Genomic DNA, 16,045 nt, shown 5'->3' with positions numbered 1-16,045 from the left:
TCATGACCTCGACGAACGCCGACACCCTCACCCGGTCCACCGACTCCAGTCAGCCGCTCGTGCCGCTGCTCGAGGAGCGCTGGAGCCCCCGCTCCTACGACGAGACCGCGACGATCTCGGACGACCAGCTCGACGCCGTCCTCGAGGCCGCTCGCTGGGCACCGTCGGCCATGAACTTCCAGCCCCGCCGCTTCATCGCCGGCCGCCGCGGCACCGAGACGTTCCGGAAGATCAACGAGAACCTGCTCGGCTTCAACGCCGCCTGGGCGTTCCGTGCCAGCGCCCTCGTCGTCGGCGTGCTCGAGACGGTGACCGCCGACGGCGAGGAGCGTCCCTTCGCGCAGTACGACCTCGGCCAGTCGCTCGCCGCCCTGACCGTGCAGGCGCACGCCGCGGGGCTGCACGTGCACCAGATGGCGGGCATCGACGCCGCCGGGCTCCGTGCCGCGTTCGACCTGCCCGAGCGGTTCCTGCCGTACACGGTCACGGCCGTCGGCACCGTCGCGCACCCGTCGCAGCTCGACGACAAGGCCGCGGAGCGCGAGGTCGCCCCGCGCACCCGCATCCCCCTCGACGAGGTCGTCCTCGTCAAGGAGTGAGCACCGGCGGCCCCGCCGCCCGTGATCGCCACGACGGCCGCGTCCCTGCGGGGGCGCGGCCGTCGGCGTACCATGACGTGACATGGATCAGCACCAGGACGACGCCCCGCCGGAGATGAACTTCTACACCCGGAAGTGGGTGCGACCGGAGGACCTCAACGCCAACGGCACCCTGTTCGGCGGCAGCCTGCTCCGCTGGATCGACGAGGAAGCCGCGGTCTACGCGATCATCCAGCTCGGCAACGGCAAGGTCGTCACGAAGTACATGTCGGAGATCAACTTCCTGTCCTCGGCGAAGGAGGGCGACATCGTCGAGATCGGCCTCGTCGCCACCCGGTTCGGCCGGACGTCGCTGACCATGCGGGCCGAGGCGCGCAACCTCTTCACACACCGCAGCATCCTGACGATCGACGAGGTCGTCTTCGTGAACCTCGACGAGGACGGCAACCCCGCCCCGCACGGCTACACGGACATCACCTACGCCCGCGACCGGGTCCCCGCCACGCACCGCGCGTGACCCCGCAGACATCGCGCAGCACCCGGGCACCCGGGTGCGCGCACCCTGCGGGTGGTCGGCGGGCTCTGGCAGGATCGGGGACATGACCACGCCCCGCCTCGTCGCCTTCGACCTGGACGACACGCTCGCCCCGTCGAAGTCCTCCCTCGACCCCCGCATGCTCGAGACCTTCGCGTCCCTGCTCGAGGTCGTGCCGGTCGCGGTCATCTCCGGCGGCAACTTCACCCAGTTCGAGCAGCAGCTGGTCACCCCGCTCCGGCAGCGCGACGGCCTGACGCTCGACGCCCTGCACCTCCTGCCGACCTGCGGCACCCGGTACTACCGCTGGGAGGACCAGGACTGGGCGCTGCAGTACGCCGAGGACCTCACCGACGAGCAGAAGGACCGCGCCCTCGCCGCGGTCGAGGCCCGTGCGAAGGAAGCCGGGTACTGGGAGTCCGAGACGTGGGGCGCCATCCTCGAGGACCGCGGGTCGCAGATCACGTTCTCCGCCCTCGGCCAGTCCGCCCCGGTGGACGTCAAGAAGCAGTGGGACCCGACCGGCGAGAAGAAGGACCACCTGCGACGCCTGGTGCAGCAGGACCTACCCGACCTCGAGGTCCGCTCGGGCGGGTCCACGAGCATCGACATCACCCGCAAGGGCATCGACAAGGCCTACGGCATGCAGCGTCTCGCCGAGATCACCGGCATCGCGCTCGACGACATGCTCTTCGTCGGCGACCGGCTCGACGCCGAGGGCAACGACTACCCGGTGAAGGCGCTCGGGGTCCCCTGCCACGCGGTGCAGGGCTGGGAGGACACCGACGCGTTCCTGACGGAGCTCATCCCCACCCTGCGCTGACCGCCGACGGCCCCGGCGCCGTCCGCAGCCCCGCGCTCAGCCCAGGCTTCGGACGGCCTCGACGAACGCACGGATCTTCGCGGGGTCCTTGACGCCGCGCTCGGACTCGACGCCGCTCGACACGTCGACGCCGTCGGGATCGAGCGCCTCGACCGCGGCGACCACGTTGGCCGGGGTCAGCCCGCCCGCGAGGATCCAGGCCTCGTCCACGCCGTCGATCGTGGCCGGGTCGACGAGCCGACCGCTGCCGGGCACGGCGGCGTCGAGCAGCAGCAGGTCGTGGTCGAACGCGGCGCGCTGTTCGGGCGTCTCGCGCAGGTAGTCCTCGGCCGCGATGGCCCGGATGGTGAAGAAGCCGGCGTCGCGCGCGCGGGCGAAGTCGGAGGCCGACTCGCCACCGTGGAGCTGCAGCGTGGTGAGCCCGACCTCGGAGGCGATGCCGACGATCTCGTCGATCTTCTGGTCGCGGAAGACCCCGACGGCGTCGATGCCGTCCGGCACCCGCTCGACCAGCTCCTTCGCCAGGTCGGCGGTGACGGTCCGGGGGCTGCCCGCCGCGAAGACGAACCCGACGGCGTCGGCACCCGCGTCGATGGCGGCGTCCACGGTGTCGGGCGTCGACAGGCCACAGATCTTGATCCAGCGCTGGTCGGTCATGCTGTCCATCCTGCCAGGGTGGCGCTGCCCGGAGAACACCGGTGTTCGCAGGTCACGTCCCCGGATGCCGGTGTTCGACGCGGGAGCACCGGTGTTCCGCCGTGCCCGGCGTCCGGAACCCGCACGAGGATCAGTGCAGAGCGCCCGCGACGTAGGCGGCCACGCAGGCCGCGGTCATGCCGAAGGCCGCGAAGGATCCGACCAGGACGTTCCGCCGGCGCCAGCGACGCACCGCCGAGAACGTGCCGCGCTTGGCGTGCCGGTGGGCGGCGCGGTGCATGCGGTGATCGCGCTGGTGCTTCACGCGCTCCGGGCCGAGCGGCACCGGGCCGGTGATCTGGGTGGACCCGCCGCGCAGCGCGTTGGCAATGGCGACCGCCGTGGGCCGGCGCTCCGGGTCGCGGGCGGTCATCCGGCTGAGCAGCTCGCGCCACTCGTCGGCGACGTCGTCCGGGATCTCGGGGTCGCGGCGGAGCCGGGCGAGTGCGGCCTCGATCAGGGTGCCCGAGTACTCCTGCTTGCCGGTCAGCGCCTCGAGCAGGACGAGCCCGAGCGAGTACACGTCGGTGGCGAAGCTGATCGGTTCGCCGGCGACCTGCTCGGGGCTGAGGTAGGCGGCGGTGCCGATGACCGTGCCGTCGTTCGTCAGGCGGGAGCCGTCGACGAAGTGGGCGACACCGAAGTCGGTGAGCTTGACCGTGCGGGCGAACCCGGACGAGCCCTCGTCGCTGATCAGGATGTTGGCGGGCTTGACGTCGCGGTGCACGATGCCGCGCGAGTGCACGTAGGCCAGGGCGTCGGCGAGCTGCGCACCGAGGTCGGCCACCTCGTAGTTGTGCAGGGCGCCCTCGGACAGGCGGCGGAGCAGCGTCGTGTCGGCGATGAGCTCCATCACGATGAACCGGTGCGGGCCGTCCTCGAACTCGTGGGTGCCGGCGTCGTACAGCGGGATGAGCCCCGGGTGGGAGAGCATGCTGAGCAGCCGGATCTCGCGCTCCTGGCGCACACGGTCGGCGGTGGTCATCTTGTCCGGGGTCGCGAAGAGCTTCACGGCCACGGCCCGGTACGTGTGCTCGTCACGGGCTTCGTAGACGGATCCCATGCCGCCGGTGCCGATGAGCTTCACGAGCCGGTACCGCGCAGAGAGGACGGTGTCCGCCCGCGCGCTGTCCAGCAGGGTCATGGTGTCCGTCGTCCCGTCCGGAGCCCGTGGTTCCGCGGCCGCTGCCGGCGTGTGGGCTCATGGGAAACGGTACGCGTCCGACTCTCGATCCGCATGGCCGTTACGACATCGTGATCGCCCTACTCCCCCGGTTTTCCGGGGATCGACGGGGTACAGTCCGACCTCCACCAGGACGAGGAATCGCGCAAGGAGGACAGCATGGCATTGTCGAAGGGTGACGAGGTGCACTGGAACACCTCGCAGGGCAGGACGACCGGCACGCTCGTGCGGAAGCGGACGAGCGACTTCGAGTTCGACGGGCAGCACTTCAAGCCGACCGATGACGACCCGTACTGGATCGTCGAGTCGGAGAAGAGCGGCAAGCAGGCCGCCCACAAGGAGTCGGCGCTGACGAAGGCCTGAGGCTCAGTCGCGGGCGGGCTCGGCGCGACGGCGACCCCGGGCACCGCCCACGGCAGGGTTGCCGGCGTCGTCGTCGTGGTCATCACGGCCGCCCGCACGCCGCTCGGCGCGCACACGGCGGACCCGGCGCACGACGAAGCTCACCACGACCACGGCGATCGCGACGTAGAGCACGCGGTCGATCCACTCGGTGTAGGCCTCGACCTGGTCGTACTGCGACCCGAACGCGGCGCCGAGCAGCACGAGCGCACTGTTCCAGATGCCGCTCGCGATGATCGTGAACACCGAGAACGTGCCGAGGTGCATGCGGTCGGCGCCGGCCGGCAGCGAGATGAGGCTGCGGACGATCGGGACGAACCGGCCGAAGAAGACCGCGCTCTTGCCGTGCCGGTGGAACCAGCCGGCCGCCTTGCGGAAGTCGTCCTCGTCGACGAGGGGCAGCTTGCCGAACCACCGCGTGGTGCGTTCGAACCCGATCACCGCTCCGAGCCAGTACAGCACCAGCGCCCCGAGGTACGAGCCGATCGTCGCCAGCACCAGGACCAGCACGAGGTTCATTTGGCCGGCGCCCGCGAGGAACCCGGCCAGCGGCAGGATGACCTCGGACGGGATGGGCGGGAACACCGTCTCGACGAAGAGCATCAGCCCGACGCCCCACTCCCCCAGGGCGTCGATCAGCTGGAGCACCAGGCCGGAGAGCCCGCCGAGGTCGGACGGAGCGGTGGAGTCGCCACTGGCGACGGTCATGGCACGGGCGGTCACGGCAGTCGTCATGCCCCCAGCATCCCTGAACGCCCTGTCAGGACCCGGCGCGCTCCCTGGGTGTCAGCCGAGTCCCATGTGAGCTGAGCGGACGTGCGAGAGCGATCGGGCGAGTGCACCCCGCGCGACGGCGTCACGACCGACGGTCGACGGGCTGAACGCCACGGGGTGCCGGAGCTGCGGCGTGACGATCTCGTCGAGCGCGGCACAGAACACCTCCGCAGCCGGCAGGACCTCCCCACCGACGACGACGACCTCGGGGTCGATCGTCGTCACCAGCTGCACGACGCCGGGCGCCACGTCGGCGGCGAACGCGCGGACGGTCTCGACGGCCGACACCGAGCCCTGGGCGGCCGCGGCGAAGACGGACTCGAGGTCCGTGTCGGACGGGATCCGGGCCTCCAGGCGGGCGGGTGCGGCGGGCCAGCCGGTCGACGCGATGCCGCCCATCTCACCGGCGGCACCGCGCGCACCGCGCGCCAACGAGCCGTCGACCACCAGGGCGGCACCGATCTGCCGACCCATCACCAGGTACAGACCGTCCCGGACGCCGCGGAACCGCCCCCACCGGGCCTCGGCCGTCGCGGCCAGCTTGGCGTCGTTGTCGAAGAAGGTGGCGACCCCGGGGAAGAGGTCCTGGATCCGGCCGGGCACCCGTCGCTCGACCCACTCCGGCACCGCGACCGTGTAGTCGATCGCGCCGTCACGGTCGACGACCGCCGGGACGCCGAACGTGGCACCGAGCACCGGCGCACTGCCGACGGCGCCACCGACCGCGGCGCCACCGACCACGCCGACGGACGACGTCAGCCGACGGACCACGTCCTGCACGCTCGACCAGGCCTGTTCGGCGTCGGCGAGGTCGGCGTAGCGCTCCTCGACCCGGGCGAGCGTGACGCCGCGCAGGTCCGCACGCACCCCGACGATGCCGTGCAGGCCGAGGTCCACGCCGAGCACGGAGCCGGCCGACGCGTCCGCCGCGAAGCGCTTGGCCCGACGACCTGCCTTGTTCGGGGTCGCGATCGCCTCGGCCTCGGTCACCCAGCCCTGGTCGACCAGGTCGGCGAGCGCGGCCTCGACCGTGGGGCGGGAGAGTCCGACCGTGCGGCCGAGCTCGGTGACCGTGCGGGAGACGTCGTCGCGCAGGAGCTCGTCGAGGATCGCCCGCGAGTTCATCTGCCGCAGGACGCCGGGGGTCGTCCCCACGACACCGGGGGTAGCCATTACGACGCCGGGGGTCGTCCCCACGACACCGGGGGTCGCCACCACGACGCCGGGGGTCGAGCCCGCGACGCCCGGGGTCGAGCCCGCGACGCCCGGGGTCGTTGACACGGTCTGCTCCACGGTCATAGCCTCCACATTACGAAAGATCATTGAGGAATGGTGGCTCCGACATGCTCGTCCCACGACCGCGCCGCACCGCTCCCGGTGTCGGGGCCTTCGAGATCACCCCGTCGACCCGGATCGCCGCCGACCCGGCGAGCGAGTCCGTCCGACTGTACCTGCAGCAGACCCTGCGGGGATCGACCGGGCTGCCGGTGCGGGACGCCCTCGACGACACGGCACCGGGGGCCGGCACGATCGCGCTGCGCGTCGCCGACGACCCGTCCCTGCCCGCGGGCCCGACGACGCCGGAGGGCGACCGGGCGGAGTCGTTCCGCCTCACGGTGACGCCGGACGGCATCGACGTCGTCGGCGGCTCGCCCGCCGGGGTCTTCTACGGCGTGCAGGCCCTGCTGCAGCTGCTGCCCCCGGACGTGTACCGCCGCGGCCGGGTCGCGACCGGCCCGTGGTCCGTCGCCGCCGTGGTCATCGAGGACGCCCCCGCCTTCGCCTGGCGCGGCGTGATGCTCGACGTCGCCCGGCACTTCCGCACGAAGCACGAGGTCATGCGGGTCGTCGACCAGCTCGCCGCGCACCGGATCAACCGCCTGCACTTCCACCTCACCGAGGACCAGGGGTGGCGCATCGAGATCCGGAAGTACCCGCGCCTGACCGAGGTCGGCTCCTGGCGTCGGGAGTCCCAGGTCGGCGCGCACGTCCCCGGTCCGGACGGCACACTCGTCGTCGCCGGGTTCGACGGCCGCCCGCACGGCGGGTACTACACGCAGGACGACATCCGCGAGATCGTGGCCTACGCGGCCGACCGGTTCGTCACCGTCGTCCCGGAGATCGAGACCCCCGGGCACGTCCGTGCGGCGCTGGCGGCCTACCCGTCGCTCGGCGTCACGGGCGACCCGGTCGAGGTCTGGACGGAGTGGGGCATCGCCGACGACGTCCTGAACGCCGAGGACGCCACGATCGACTTCTTCAAGGACGTCCTCGACGAGGTCATCGCGCTCTTCCCCTCCGGCTACATCGGCATCGGCGGCGACGAGTGCCCGAAGGTGCAGTGGGAGACCGACCCGCGCACCCAGGAGCGCATCCGCGAGCTCGGGCTGCAGGACGAGGAACAGCTGCAGGCCTGGATCATCGGGCAGCTCGCCGCACACGTCGAGTCGCACGGCCGGCGGGCGTTCGGGTGGGACGAGATCCTCGAGGGCGGCACGCTCGACCCCTCGGCGACCGTGGTCTCCTGGCGCGGCCTGACCGGCGCACGGACCGCCGCCCGCCGCGGGCACGACGTCATCTCGTCGCCGGACGACCAGGTGTACCTCGACTACCGCCAGAGCGACCTGCCGACCGAGCCGATCCCGGTCTCGATCGTGCTCACCGTCGACGACGTCTTCGCCTTCGACCCGGTGCCGTCCGGGCTGACCGACGCCGAGCGTGCCCACGTCATCGGCGGCCAGGGCAACATGTGGACGGAGCACGTCGACACCGCCCGTCGGCTCGACTACCAGCTCTTCCCCCGCGTCGCCGCCCTCGCCGAGGCACTGTGGTCGGCTGACGTCACCGGGCCGCGCGACCTCGCCGAGTTCCGCGGACGCCTGGCCGAGCACACCGCCCGACTCGAGGCCATGGGCGTCGAGTACCGGCACGAGGCCGGGCCGTTCCCGTGGGAGCAGCGACCGGGCGTGCCGGGTCGACCGCACTCGCGCGAGGAGCGCGCGGCGTACATCGACGCGGTCACGGCGAACATCGCCGAGTAGCGCGCGTCGAGCGGTCGCGACACGCGCTCAGTTCCGCCGAGCGGTCGGGTTCCGACGTGTGGGCGCCACGCCAGCGACGTGACGTGACCGCTCGACGCGCGGCCGGCGGTGCGTGGCGACCACCAACGGACTGGAGGCCCGGTGCCAGCTGGCACCGGGCCTCCCGTCCGTCGTGTGCTGCGGTCGACTACGCGGCGACCGGAGCGCGCTGGCCCACCGTCTCGCCGGCCACGGCAGCCTCGCTGCCCGCAGCGGCCTCGTCGACGGGGCGACGACGGACCCACTTCTTCAGGGCGACGAGCACCAGCGCGGACACCACGGTCCCCGCCAGGATCGCGACGACGAACATCAGGACGTCACCGATCGCGAAGAAGACGAAGATCCCGCCGTGCGGCGCTCGCGACGTCACGCCGGCGGCCATCGAGATCGCACCCGTGATCGCGGCACCGACCATCGACGCCGGGATGACGCGCAGCGGGTCGGCGGCGGCGAACGGGATCGCACCCTCGGAGATGAAGGACGCACCGAGGAGCCACGCGGCCTTGCCGTTCTCGCGCTCCGGCTTCGTGAAGCCCTTGCGGTAGAGCACGGTCGAGGCGAGCGCGAGTGCGAGCGGCGGCACCATGCCGGCCGCCATGACGGCGGCCATGATCTCGAACGGCACCGTGTTGCTCGCGGTCCCGGCACCGAGCCCGGCGACGGCGAACGCGTACGCCACCTTGTTGACCGGGCCACCGAGGTCGAACGCCATCATCAGGCCGAGGATGATCCCGAGCAGCACGGCCGAAGCACCGGACAGCGAGTTGAGGAACGCGGTGAGCTCGGTCATGACCCAGGCGATCGGGCCACCGAGCACCAGGAGCATGAGGCCCGAGGCGATGATCGACGCGAACAGCGGGATGATCACGACCGGCATCAGGCCGCGCAGCCAGCGCCAGGTCGGGATGCGCCCGATCCAGTACGCGGCGGCACCGGCGATGAGGCCACCGACCAGACCACCGAGGAACCCGGCGTTCATGAACACGGCGATGGACCCGGCCACGAAGCCCGGTGCGATGCCCGGACGGTCGGCGATGGCGTAGGCGATGTACCCGGCGAGTGCTGCGACCAGGAACCCGAGCGACACGGAGCCGATCTGGAACGCGGCCGCGCCGAGGTAGTAGCCGAGGCCCTCCGGCGGCAGGTTCAGCAGGGTGTAGTTGGTGAGCGTGAAGACGGCGTTGTTCTGGCCCGAGTCACCGTGGGTCAGCGCGATGCCGTACCCGGACAGCAGGAAGCCGAGCGCGATGAGGAGCCCGCCGCCGGCGACGAACGGGATCATGTAGCTGACGCCCGTGAGCAGCCAGCGCTTGAGCGCCTGACCGAAGTGCTCGTTCGACTTGTTCGTCCCGCCCTCGACGGCGGCGCCGCCCTGCACGCGTGCGGCGTGCGGGTCCTCCGAGGCGCGGAGGGCCTCGGCGATCATCTCGTCGGGCTCGTCGACACCGCGCTTGACGGGTCCGGACACCAGCGGCTTGCCGGCGAACCGACCGCGGTCGCGGACGTCGACGTCGACCGCGAACACCACGGCGTCGGCCCGGGCGATGAGCGCCGGGTCGAGGGGTTCGACCTGCGAGGACCCCTGCGTCTCGATGTGCATCTCGGCACCGGCACGCTGGGCCGCGGCGACGAGGGCGTCGGCCGCCATGTAGGTGTGCGCGATGCCGGTCGGGCAGGCGGTGACGCCGACGAAGACCTTGCGGTCGGCGGCGGGGGCGCCGGCGGTCGCCCCGGCTGCGGCGGTCGCGCCGGCTGCGGCGGTCGTCGCACCGGAGGCCCGTCCTGCGTTCCCGACGCCGGCCTCGGCCACTTCGCCACTCACCTCGTTGTCGACCAACTGGACGATCTCGTCGGCCGTGGTCGCGGCGCGCAGCGCGGCCGTGAAGTCGTCACGGATGAGCGCCCGGGCCAGGGTCGAGAGGACCGTCAGGTGGTCCTTGTCGGCCCCCTCGGGCACGGCGATCATGAACACGATGTCGGCGTCGCCGTCCGGGGCGCCGAAGGGCACCTTCCGAGCCAGGCGCGAGAACGCCAGCGTCGGCTCGGACACCGACGCCGACCGGGCGTGCGGGATGGCGATGCCACCGGGGACGCCCGTTCCGACGCTCGCCTCGCGCTTGACGGCGTCGTCGGCGAGCGTGGCACCGTCGGCGGCGCGGCCGGTCGCGGCGACGCGGTCGGCGAGCACCCGGATGACGTCGGTCGAGGTGGCGCCGAGGTCCTCGTCGAGGCCGACGAGCTGTGCGCTGATGAGGCGCGGACTCGAGTCTGCGGACATGTGCTTGCTCCTTCGCAATGGCGCTGATCGCGCGGTGGTGCAGGTGTTCGTGGGGTGGTCGGGCGGGATGGGGAGGGGATCAGGCGGGTTCGGGTGCCGGGTGCGTGTCGAGCACCCGGACGGAGACCGCCGTCGGGTCGGTGTGGTCGAGTGCCGGCACGTCGCTGCCAGGCAGGGCCGCGGCCGCGGCACCGGTGGCGACGGCCTGTGCGAGACGCTGCTCGGGCGACGCGCCGGCGACCTCGGCGAGCAGGTAGCCGGCGAGCGAGGAGTCCCCCGCGCCGACCGTCGACCGGGCGACGATCTTCGGTGCGGCGGCGGCGAACGCGCCCTCGTCGCAGACGAGCACGGCGCCGGCGCTGCCCAGGGTGAGCAGGACCGTGCCGACGTTCCTCCGCCGCAGCCGCTGGGCCCCGGCCACCGCGGCGTCGAGGTCGCGCTCGTACTCCTCGGGGTCGCCGCCGACGACCTCGGCGAGTTCCTCGGCGTTCGGCTTCACCAGGTCGATCCGTTCGCCCGACTGCAGCAGCGCGGTGAACGGCACCCCGGACGAGTCGACGGCGATCCGGACGTCCGCACCGTGGCGGGCACGGACGGCCCGGACGAGCACGGCGAGCGCGTCGTCGGGCAGACCGGGCGGCAGCGACCCGGCGACCACGACCCAGCGGGCGGCGGGGCCGGTGGCGGTCGCAGCGGCGGTGTCGGCGACCAGGGCGGCGAGGTCGTCGAGGCGACCGGCGAGCGAGGGGCCGGGTTCGTTGAGCTTCGTCGTGGTGCCGGTCGGCTCCGTCACGGTGACGTTCGACCGGAGCGGCGCCCCGATCGGCAGCGCGGCCGTCGGGATCCCGCGTGTGGCCAGGCCGAGCAGGACCGGGTCGAGCTCGTCGCCGGGCAGGACGGCGACGGTGTCCCCTCCGCTCGCGACGACGACGCGGGAGACGTTGACGCCCTTGCCGCCGGGTTCCGCGGTGGACCGGGTGGCACGCTGGACGGCGCCGCGCTGCAGTTCGCCGGCGAGCTCGATCGTGCGGTCGAGGGACGGGTTCGGGGTGACCGTGACGATGCGGACGTTCATGCGACGACCACCTCGACGTCGGCGTCGGCGAGCGCACCGGCGAGGTCGGCCGGGGGCTGTTCGTCGGTGACGAGCGTGTCGATCTCGTCCAGGCGCGCGAACCGCATCAGGGCCTCCACGCCGTGCTTGGCGGCGTCGGCGAGCACCACGGCCCGTCGGGCGGCGAGCACGTAGGCGCCCTTCACGGCGGCCTCGTACTCGTCCGGGGTGCTCAGACCGAAGCCGGCGGACAGGCCGTTCGTGCCGATGAACGCCACGTCGGGCCGGAGGGCGCCGATCTGCTCGACGGTGGCCGTGCCGACCGCGGCGCTCGTGACGCCACGCACGCGGCCGCCGAGCAGGTGCAGTTCGAGGTGCTCGCTGTGCTGCAGGGTGGCGGCGATCGGCACCGAGTTCGTGATGACGGTGATGGTCGAGCCGGCGACCTCGGGCTCCCAGCGGGCGAGTTCGGAGGCCACGGCGGCGCAGGTGGTGCCGGCGTCGAGGGCGATCGAGCCGGTGAAGGTCGGCGGCACCAGTCGCATCGCGGCGCGGGCGATCGCGGACTTCGCGGTGCCGTGCTGCCCCTCGCGCTCGGCGACGCTGAGTTCGACGACGCTCGAGCGGCCGACGGGGACCGCTCCCCCGTGGACCCGGCGCAGGACCCCGGCGGACTCGAGGGCGTCGAGGTCACGGCGCACGGTCTCGGTGGTGACGTCGAAGTGCTCGGCAAGACCGGCGACCGACACGCGACCGGCGGACTGCAGCTCGGCGGCGATGGCGGTGTGCCGCTCGGTTGCGTACATGCCCGAACTCCTTCGTTCCGTTGGGTTTCGAGCACTGTACGTCTGAAACCCACAAGAACGCAACCGTTCCGTCGTGCAACCAACACGTCCGCAGGTGTCAGCCGTGCGCTACAGCGGTCACAACACGTCGCAAGCCGGAGGTCGAGGGGGCACGAAACGTCGGCGGCGACCGCGCCAGCCGACGCTCTGTGACCGCTCGCAGGCAACCATGCGGGGTGTTGCGACCACGCGACACCACGCAGATGCGGGCTGTTGCGACGGCTACCCCTTCACGGCGCCCGCCGTCATCCCGCTGACCAGTCGACGCTGCACGATGAGGAAGAACACCACGACGGGGATCGAGAACAGCACGCTCGCCGCCATCAGCCCTCCGAAGTCCGTACCCTTGTTCGTCGAGAACCCGGCGAGCCAGACCGGCAACGTGTACATCCCCTGGTCCTTGAGCATCACGTACGCGATCAGGTAGTCGTTCCACGCCGCGATGAACGCGAACACGCTCGTGGCGATGACCCCGGGCATGACGAGCGGGAACAGCACGCTCCACAGGATCCGGAAGGTGCCGGCACCGTCCACCTTCGCCGCCTCCTCGATCTCGACGGGGACGGCCACGAAGAAGCCACGCATCACCCAGATCGAGAACGGCAGCACGCTCGCCACGTACGCCAGGATCAGCCCGACGTAGCTGTTCAGCAGCCCGAGGGTCTGGAACGACAGGAACAGCGGGATGAGCAGTGCGCCCGACGGGATCATCTGCACGAACAGGATCGCGACCAGGATTGCCCGCCGCCCCCGGAACCGGAACCGCGACAGTGCCGCCGACGCCAGGAACCCGACGACGATCGACAGCAGCACGGCCGCCACCACGACGATCGAGGAGTTCCGCAGGTAGACCAGGAAACCCTCCTGCGTGAGCGCACGCGTGAAGTTGTCGAGCGTCGGGTGCAGCGGCGCCCAGATCGGGGTCATCGTGGTGACCTCGTCGGCGGGCTTGAAGGCGGTGTTCACCATCCAGTAGATCGGGAACACCCAGACCAGGCAGAACAGCACGGCGATGGTGTTCGCGACGACGCGCGGCTTGCGCTTGCCCACCCGCACGGGGCCCGGCGCGGACGCGCCGCCCGCACGGGGCGCCGTTCTCGAGACGGTCACAGGTCCTCCTCGCCGCTGCGGACGAGCCGGCGGATGTAGTAGCTGGTGAGCACCCCGAGGATCAGGGTCGAGATCACGGCGATCGCCGCGCCCTGCCCGTAGGCGTTGGACACGAACGACTGCACGAAGGTCCAGATGCCGAGGGTCAGCGTGGCCTCCTCCGGTCCGCCTCGGGTGAGCAGCCAGATCTGGTTGAAGACGTTGAAGTCCCAGATCACCGACAGGATCGACACGAGCAGCAGCGTCGGCGCGAGTGCCGGCAGCGTGATCGCGCGGTACATGGTCCACACCGAGGCCCCGTCGAGCGCACCGGCCTCGTAGTACTCCGGCGCGATCTGGGACTGCGCGGCGTACAGTGTCAGCGCCACGAACGGCACGGCCTGCCAGATGACGAGCGTCAGCACGATCGTGTACGCCTGCCCCGGGTGCGACGCCCAGTTGTCCTGCGTGTGGTCGCCGAACACCCGCAGCTGCGTGATGAGCCAGTTGAGCACGCCGTAGAACGGCTGGAAGAGCCACTGCCAGACCAGGCTCGAGGCCACGTTCGGCATCGCCCAGGCCAGCACGAGCACGACGCTGACGATGGTGCGCATCGCGACCCCGAGGCGGGTGAGCAGCTGCGCCACCCCCATGCCGATGACGATCGTGCCCAGGACCATCGCGCCCGTCACGAGCACGGTGCGCAGGATGACCGGCCAGAACGACGCGTCGGTCAGGACGTCCGTGTAGTTCGTCAGCCCGGTGAACCCGGCCTGCCCGGTGAAGATCGCCCGCAGCCCGTAGTCCTGGAACGAGATGACGACGAGCCGGACGAGCGGGTAGACCACGAGGGCCAGGAGCAGCAGCGCCGCCGGGGCCAGCAGGACGAGCGGCGCCCGCGACCCGACCGGCGACCGACGACCCGCGCCGCGCCCACCCCGACGGGACCCCCGCGACGGCCCCCGAACCGGTCCGCCGGCCCGCCGGCCGTCCCCCCCGGCCGCCGGCTCGCCGGCCCCGCACCCCGCCCGCCGGTGACCGGCGCGGACTGCTCCGCGTCGGTCACCGGCTCCGCAGTGGACGTCATCGCCTACGGCTGCGCGTTCAGCGCGGTCGTGAGGTGCTTCGAGAAGCCCTCGGCGGCCTGCTCCGGCGACTTCCGGCCGGTGGCGACGTCGGCGAACATCGACTGGAACGAGGCGTCGCCCTCGATGGTGGCCCAGCCCGGGGTGGCCGGGGTCGGTCGGCTCGTGCCGGCCGCCTCGAAGTACGGCTTGTGCAGCTCGTCGACGTCGCCGGCGACCGCGTCGAGCAGCTCGGTGGAGTTCGGCTCCCAGCCGTCGACCCCGAACACCTGGTCCTGCTGGAACTCCTTCGAGGTCAGGATCTTCAGGTAGTACAGCGCGAGCTCCTGGTTCTGCGCCTTCGCCGGGATCCCCAGGTCGGAGCCGCCGAGGAACACCGGCTGCGTCTTCCCCGCCGTGGACGACGGCATCGGGAACGTGCCGATGCGGTCCGCGAGCTCCGGCTTCGCCGTGGTGATCGAGCCGATCTCCCAGGCGGACCCGAGGAACGCCGAGGTGTTCCCCTGCGCGAAGACGTCGCTCTGCGAGGGCTTGTCGGTGTTGATGTCCTGGGTGGACTTCGCCGAGTACGCGTTCTGGAAGTCCTTCCAGGCGGTCAGCCCCTCGACCGCGTCCGCGGAGTCGAGCGTGCCGGTCCACTTGCCGCCCTTGTCCGTCGCGATCTCGCCGCCGGCGTCCCAGACCCACTGCAGCCCGCCGTACCAGTACTGCCCGGGCATGTAGAAGGCCGAGAAGTCGCTGGCCGGGTTGGCGGCCTTGACCTTGTCGAGGTCGGCGGTGAGCTCGTCGTAGGTGGTCGGCACGTCGGTCACGCCGGCGTCCTTCCAGACCTGCTTGTCGTAGACCACGGCCCGGTTGCCGGCGAACAGCGGCGCCCCGTAGAGCTTGCCGTCGACGGTGGCGGGGCCCTCGAGCCCGGTGAGCCAGGTCTGGCCGTCCTTGAGCTCGTCGCGGTACGGCGTCAGGTCGGTCAACCCGCCGGCGGCCGCGTAGACCGGCACCTGCGTGTTGCCGAGGTCGACGACGTCGGGGGCGTCGCTCTGCGCGAGCGCCGTGGTGAGCTTGGTGGTGATCCCGTCCCACTGCTGGGTCTGGATCTTCACCTTCGCCCCGGTGTCGGCGGTGAACTGCTTGCCGGCGGCGTCGAGCACCTTGTCGCTCAGGTCGCCGTTCATCATCCAGACGGTGATGGTCTTGCCCTTGCCATCGGGCGTGCCGATGGACTTCGTGCCGCCGTCGGAAGCGGCGTTGCTCCCGGCGGAGCACCCGGTGAGGGCGAGCGCGCCTGCGAGGGCGAGCGCACCGAGTGCGGCGAAACGCGTTCGTGTCACGATGACTCCCTTGGTCCGACCTTTATGAAAGGACGTTGCGTATTCGCAATAGAAGACCCTGCACGGCCCCTTGTCAACCGTTGGATCGGTCCCTGTGACCTCTTTCGATCCGCGTGTTTCCGGGGCATCACGGATGTCGAACAGATCGACGCAGATGCTTGACCAGGTGGTCATGACCAGGCATGATCTGCGTCTCGCGTCCGGCGTGTGGAAGCGACTGCCTGGAGGCCCGGTGCCGGTCCACCGGACCGGCACCGGGCCTCCTGTGCGC

General features: G+C 71.6%; 15 protein-coding genes. 5 read left to right on the top strand and 10 right to left on the bottom strand.

The genetic code is table 11. From position 1 onward, the window contains the following. The first annotated feature begins 2 nt into the window (after nucleotides 1-2). The 3 genes from DEI85_RS02425 (at nucleotide 3) to DEI85_RS02415 (ending at nucleotide 1,957) form a co-directional block, all read left to right on the top strand. Nucleotides 3-599: a nitroreductase family protein gene (locus DEI85_RS02425; RefSeq protein WP_110858762.1), complete on the top strand. Its 597-nt coding sequence runs from the start codon at nucleotides 3-5 to the stop codon at nucleotides 597-599. A gap of 82 nt (nucleotides 600-681) precedes the next feature. Then, complete coding sequence (locus DEI85_RS02420) at nucleotides 682-1,116, top strand: acyl-CoA thioesterase (RefSeq protein ID WP_017886352.1); 435 nt, start codon at nucleotides 682-684, stop codon at nucleotides 1,114-1,116. Nucleotides 1,117-1,198: 82 nt separating this feature from the next. Continuing rightward, nucleotides 1,199-1,957: an HAD-IIB family hydrolase gene (locus DEI85_RS02415; RefSeq protein WP_111124337.1), complete on the top strand. Its 759-nt coding sequence runs from the start codon at nucleotides 1,199-1,201 to the stop codon at nucleotides 1,955-1,957. A 36-nt stretch (nucleotides 1,958-1,993) separates the two neighbouring features. Here DEI85_RS02415 and DEI85_RS02410 read toward each other — a convergent pair whose 3' ends face one another. Continuing rightward, on the bottom strand, nucleotides 1,994-2,614 hold the full coding sequence (locus DEI85_RS02410; protein ID WP_027464868.1) for a phosphoribosylanthranilate isomerase: 621 nt from the start codon (nucleotides 2,612-2,614) through the stop codon (nucleotides 1,994-1,996). Between the two features lie 130 nt (nucleotides 2,615-2,744). Then, the gene (locus DEI85_RS02405) at nucleotides 2,745-3,797 is read right to left on the bottom strand and encodes a serine/threonine-protein kinase (protein ID WP_110858761.1); all 1,053 of its coding nucleotides are present in this window, start codon (nucleotides 3,795-3,797) and stop codon (nucleotides 2,745-2,747) included. Between the two features lie 198 nt (nucleotides 3,798-3,995). On the opposite strand from DEI85_RS02405, the gene DEI85_RS02400 reads away from it, so the two are divergent. Then, complete coding sequence (locus DEI85_RS02400) at nucleotides 3,996-4,199, top strand: hypervirulence associated TUDOR domain-containing protein (RefSeq protein WP_110858760.1); 204 nt, start codon at nucleotides 3,996-3,998, stop codon at nucleotides 4,197-4,199. 3 nt (nucleotides 4,200-4,202) lie between these two features. Here the strand turns inward: DEI85_RS02400 and DEI85_RS02395 are convergent, their stop codons facing one another. Both DEI85_RS02395 and DEI85_RS02390 read right to left on the bottom strand, forming a co-directional pair. Continuing rightward, on the bottom strand, nucleotides 4,203-4,973 hold the full coding sequence (locus DEI85_RS02395; RefSeq protein ID WP_258369770.1) for a DedA family protein: 771 nt from the start codon (nucleotides 4,971-4,973) through the stop codon (nucleotides 4,203-4,205). A 51-nt stretch (nucleotides 4,974-5,024) separates the two neighbouring features. Then, nucleotides 5,025-6,305, bottom strand: coding sequence for an ROK family transcriptional regulator (locus tag DEI85_RS02390; protein ID WP_181436451.1), 1,281 nt, complete (start codon nucleotides 6,303-6,305; stop codon nucleotides 5,025-5,027). A gap of 50 nt (nucleotides 6,306-6,355) precedes the next feature. On the opposite strand from DEI85_RS02390, the gene DEI85_RS02385 reads away from it, so the two are divergent. Then, nucleotides 6,356-8,053 (top strand): beta-N-acetylhexosaminidase, encoded by a 1,698-nt coding sequence (locus DEI85_RS02385; protein WP_111124335.1) that lies wholly within the window; start codon nucleotides 6,356-6,358, stop codon nucleotides 8,051-8,053. A gap of 187 nt (nucleotides 8,054-8,240) precedes the next feature. On the opposite strand, the gene DEI85_RS02380 is transcribed toward DEI85_RS02385, so the two are convergent. From DEI85_RS02380 to DEI85_RS02355, 6 genes are all read right to left on the bottom strand, one after another. Beyond that, nucleotides 8,241-10,370: a PTS fructose transporter subunit IIABC gene (locus DEI85_RS02380; RefSeq protein ID WP_111124334.1), complete on the bottom strand. Its 2,130-nt coding sequence runs from the start codon at nucleotides 10,368-10,370 to the stop codon at nucleotides 8,241-8,243. 79 nt (nucleotides 10,371-10,449) lie between these two features. Continuing rightward, nucleotides 10,450-11,445, bottom strand: a complete 996-nt coding sequence (locus DEI85_RS02375) for a 1-phosphofructokinase family hexose kinase (protein ID WP_111124333.1) — start codon at nucleotides 11,443-11,445, stop codon at nucleotides 10,450-10,452. After that, nucleotides 11,442-12,230, bottom strand: coding sequence for a DeoR/GlpR family DNA-binding transcription regulator (locus tag DEI85_RS02370; RefSeq protein WP_071404329.1), 789 nt, complete (start codon nucleotides 12,228-12,230; stop codon nucleotides 11,442-11,444). Before DEI85_RS02370 ends, DEI85_RS02375 begins: the two co-directional genes overlap by 4 nt. Before the next feature lie 261 nt (nucleotides 12,231-12,491). Further along, nucleotides 12,492-13,379, bottom strand: coding sequence for a carbohydrate ABC transporter permease (locus DEI85_RS02365; protein ID WP_258376411.1), 888 nt, complete (start codon nucleotides 13,377-13,379; stop codon nucleotides 12,492-12,494). Beyond that, nucleotides 13,376-14,206, bottom strand: a complete 831-nt coding sequence (locus DEI85_RS02360; RefSeq protein WP_284183458.1) for a carbohydrate ABC transporter permease — start codon at nucleotides 14,204-14,206, stop codon at nucleotides 13,376-13,378. Before DEI85_RS02360 ends, DEI85_RS02365 begins: the two co-directional genes overlap by 4 nt. A gap of 242 nt (nucleotides 14,207-14,448) precedes the next feature. Then, nucleotides 14,449-15,774 carry a sugar ABC transporter substrate-binding protein gene (locus tag DEI85_RS02355; RefSeq protein ID WP_220038932.1) on the bottom strand — a complete coding sequence of 442 codons (1,326 nt, stop codon included), beginning with the start codon at nucleotides 15,772-15,774 and terminating at the stop codon, nucleotides 14,449-14,451. Nucleotides 15,775-16,045 lie beyond the last annotated feature (271 nt).

Origin of the sequence: Curtobacterium sp. MCBD17_026, assembly GCF_003234895.2 — a bacterium.
Taxonomy (GTDB): Bacteria; Actinomycetota; Actinomycetes; order Actinomycetales; family Microbacteriaceae; genus Curtobacterium; species Curtobacterium flaccumfaciens.
Note: the sequence above shows the minus strand (reverse complement) of the source record. Positions and strands in the feature narration are given on the sequence as shown.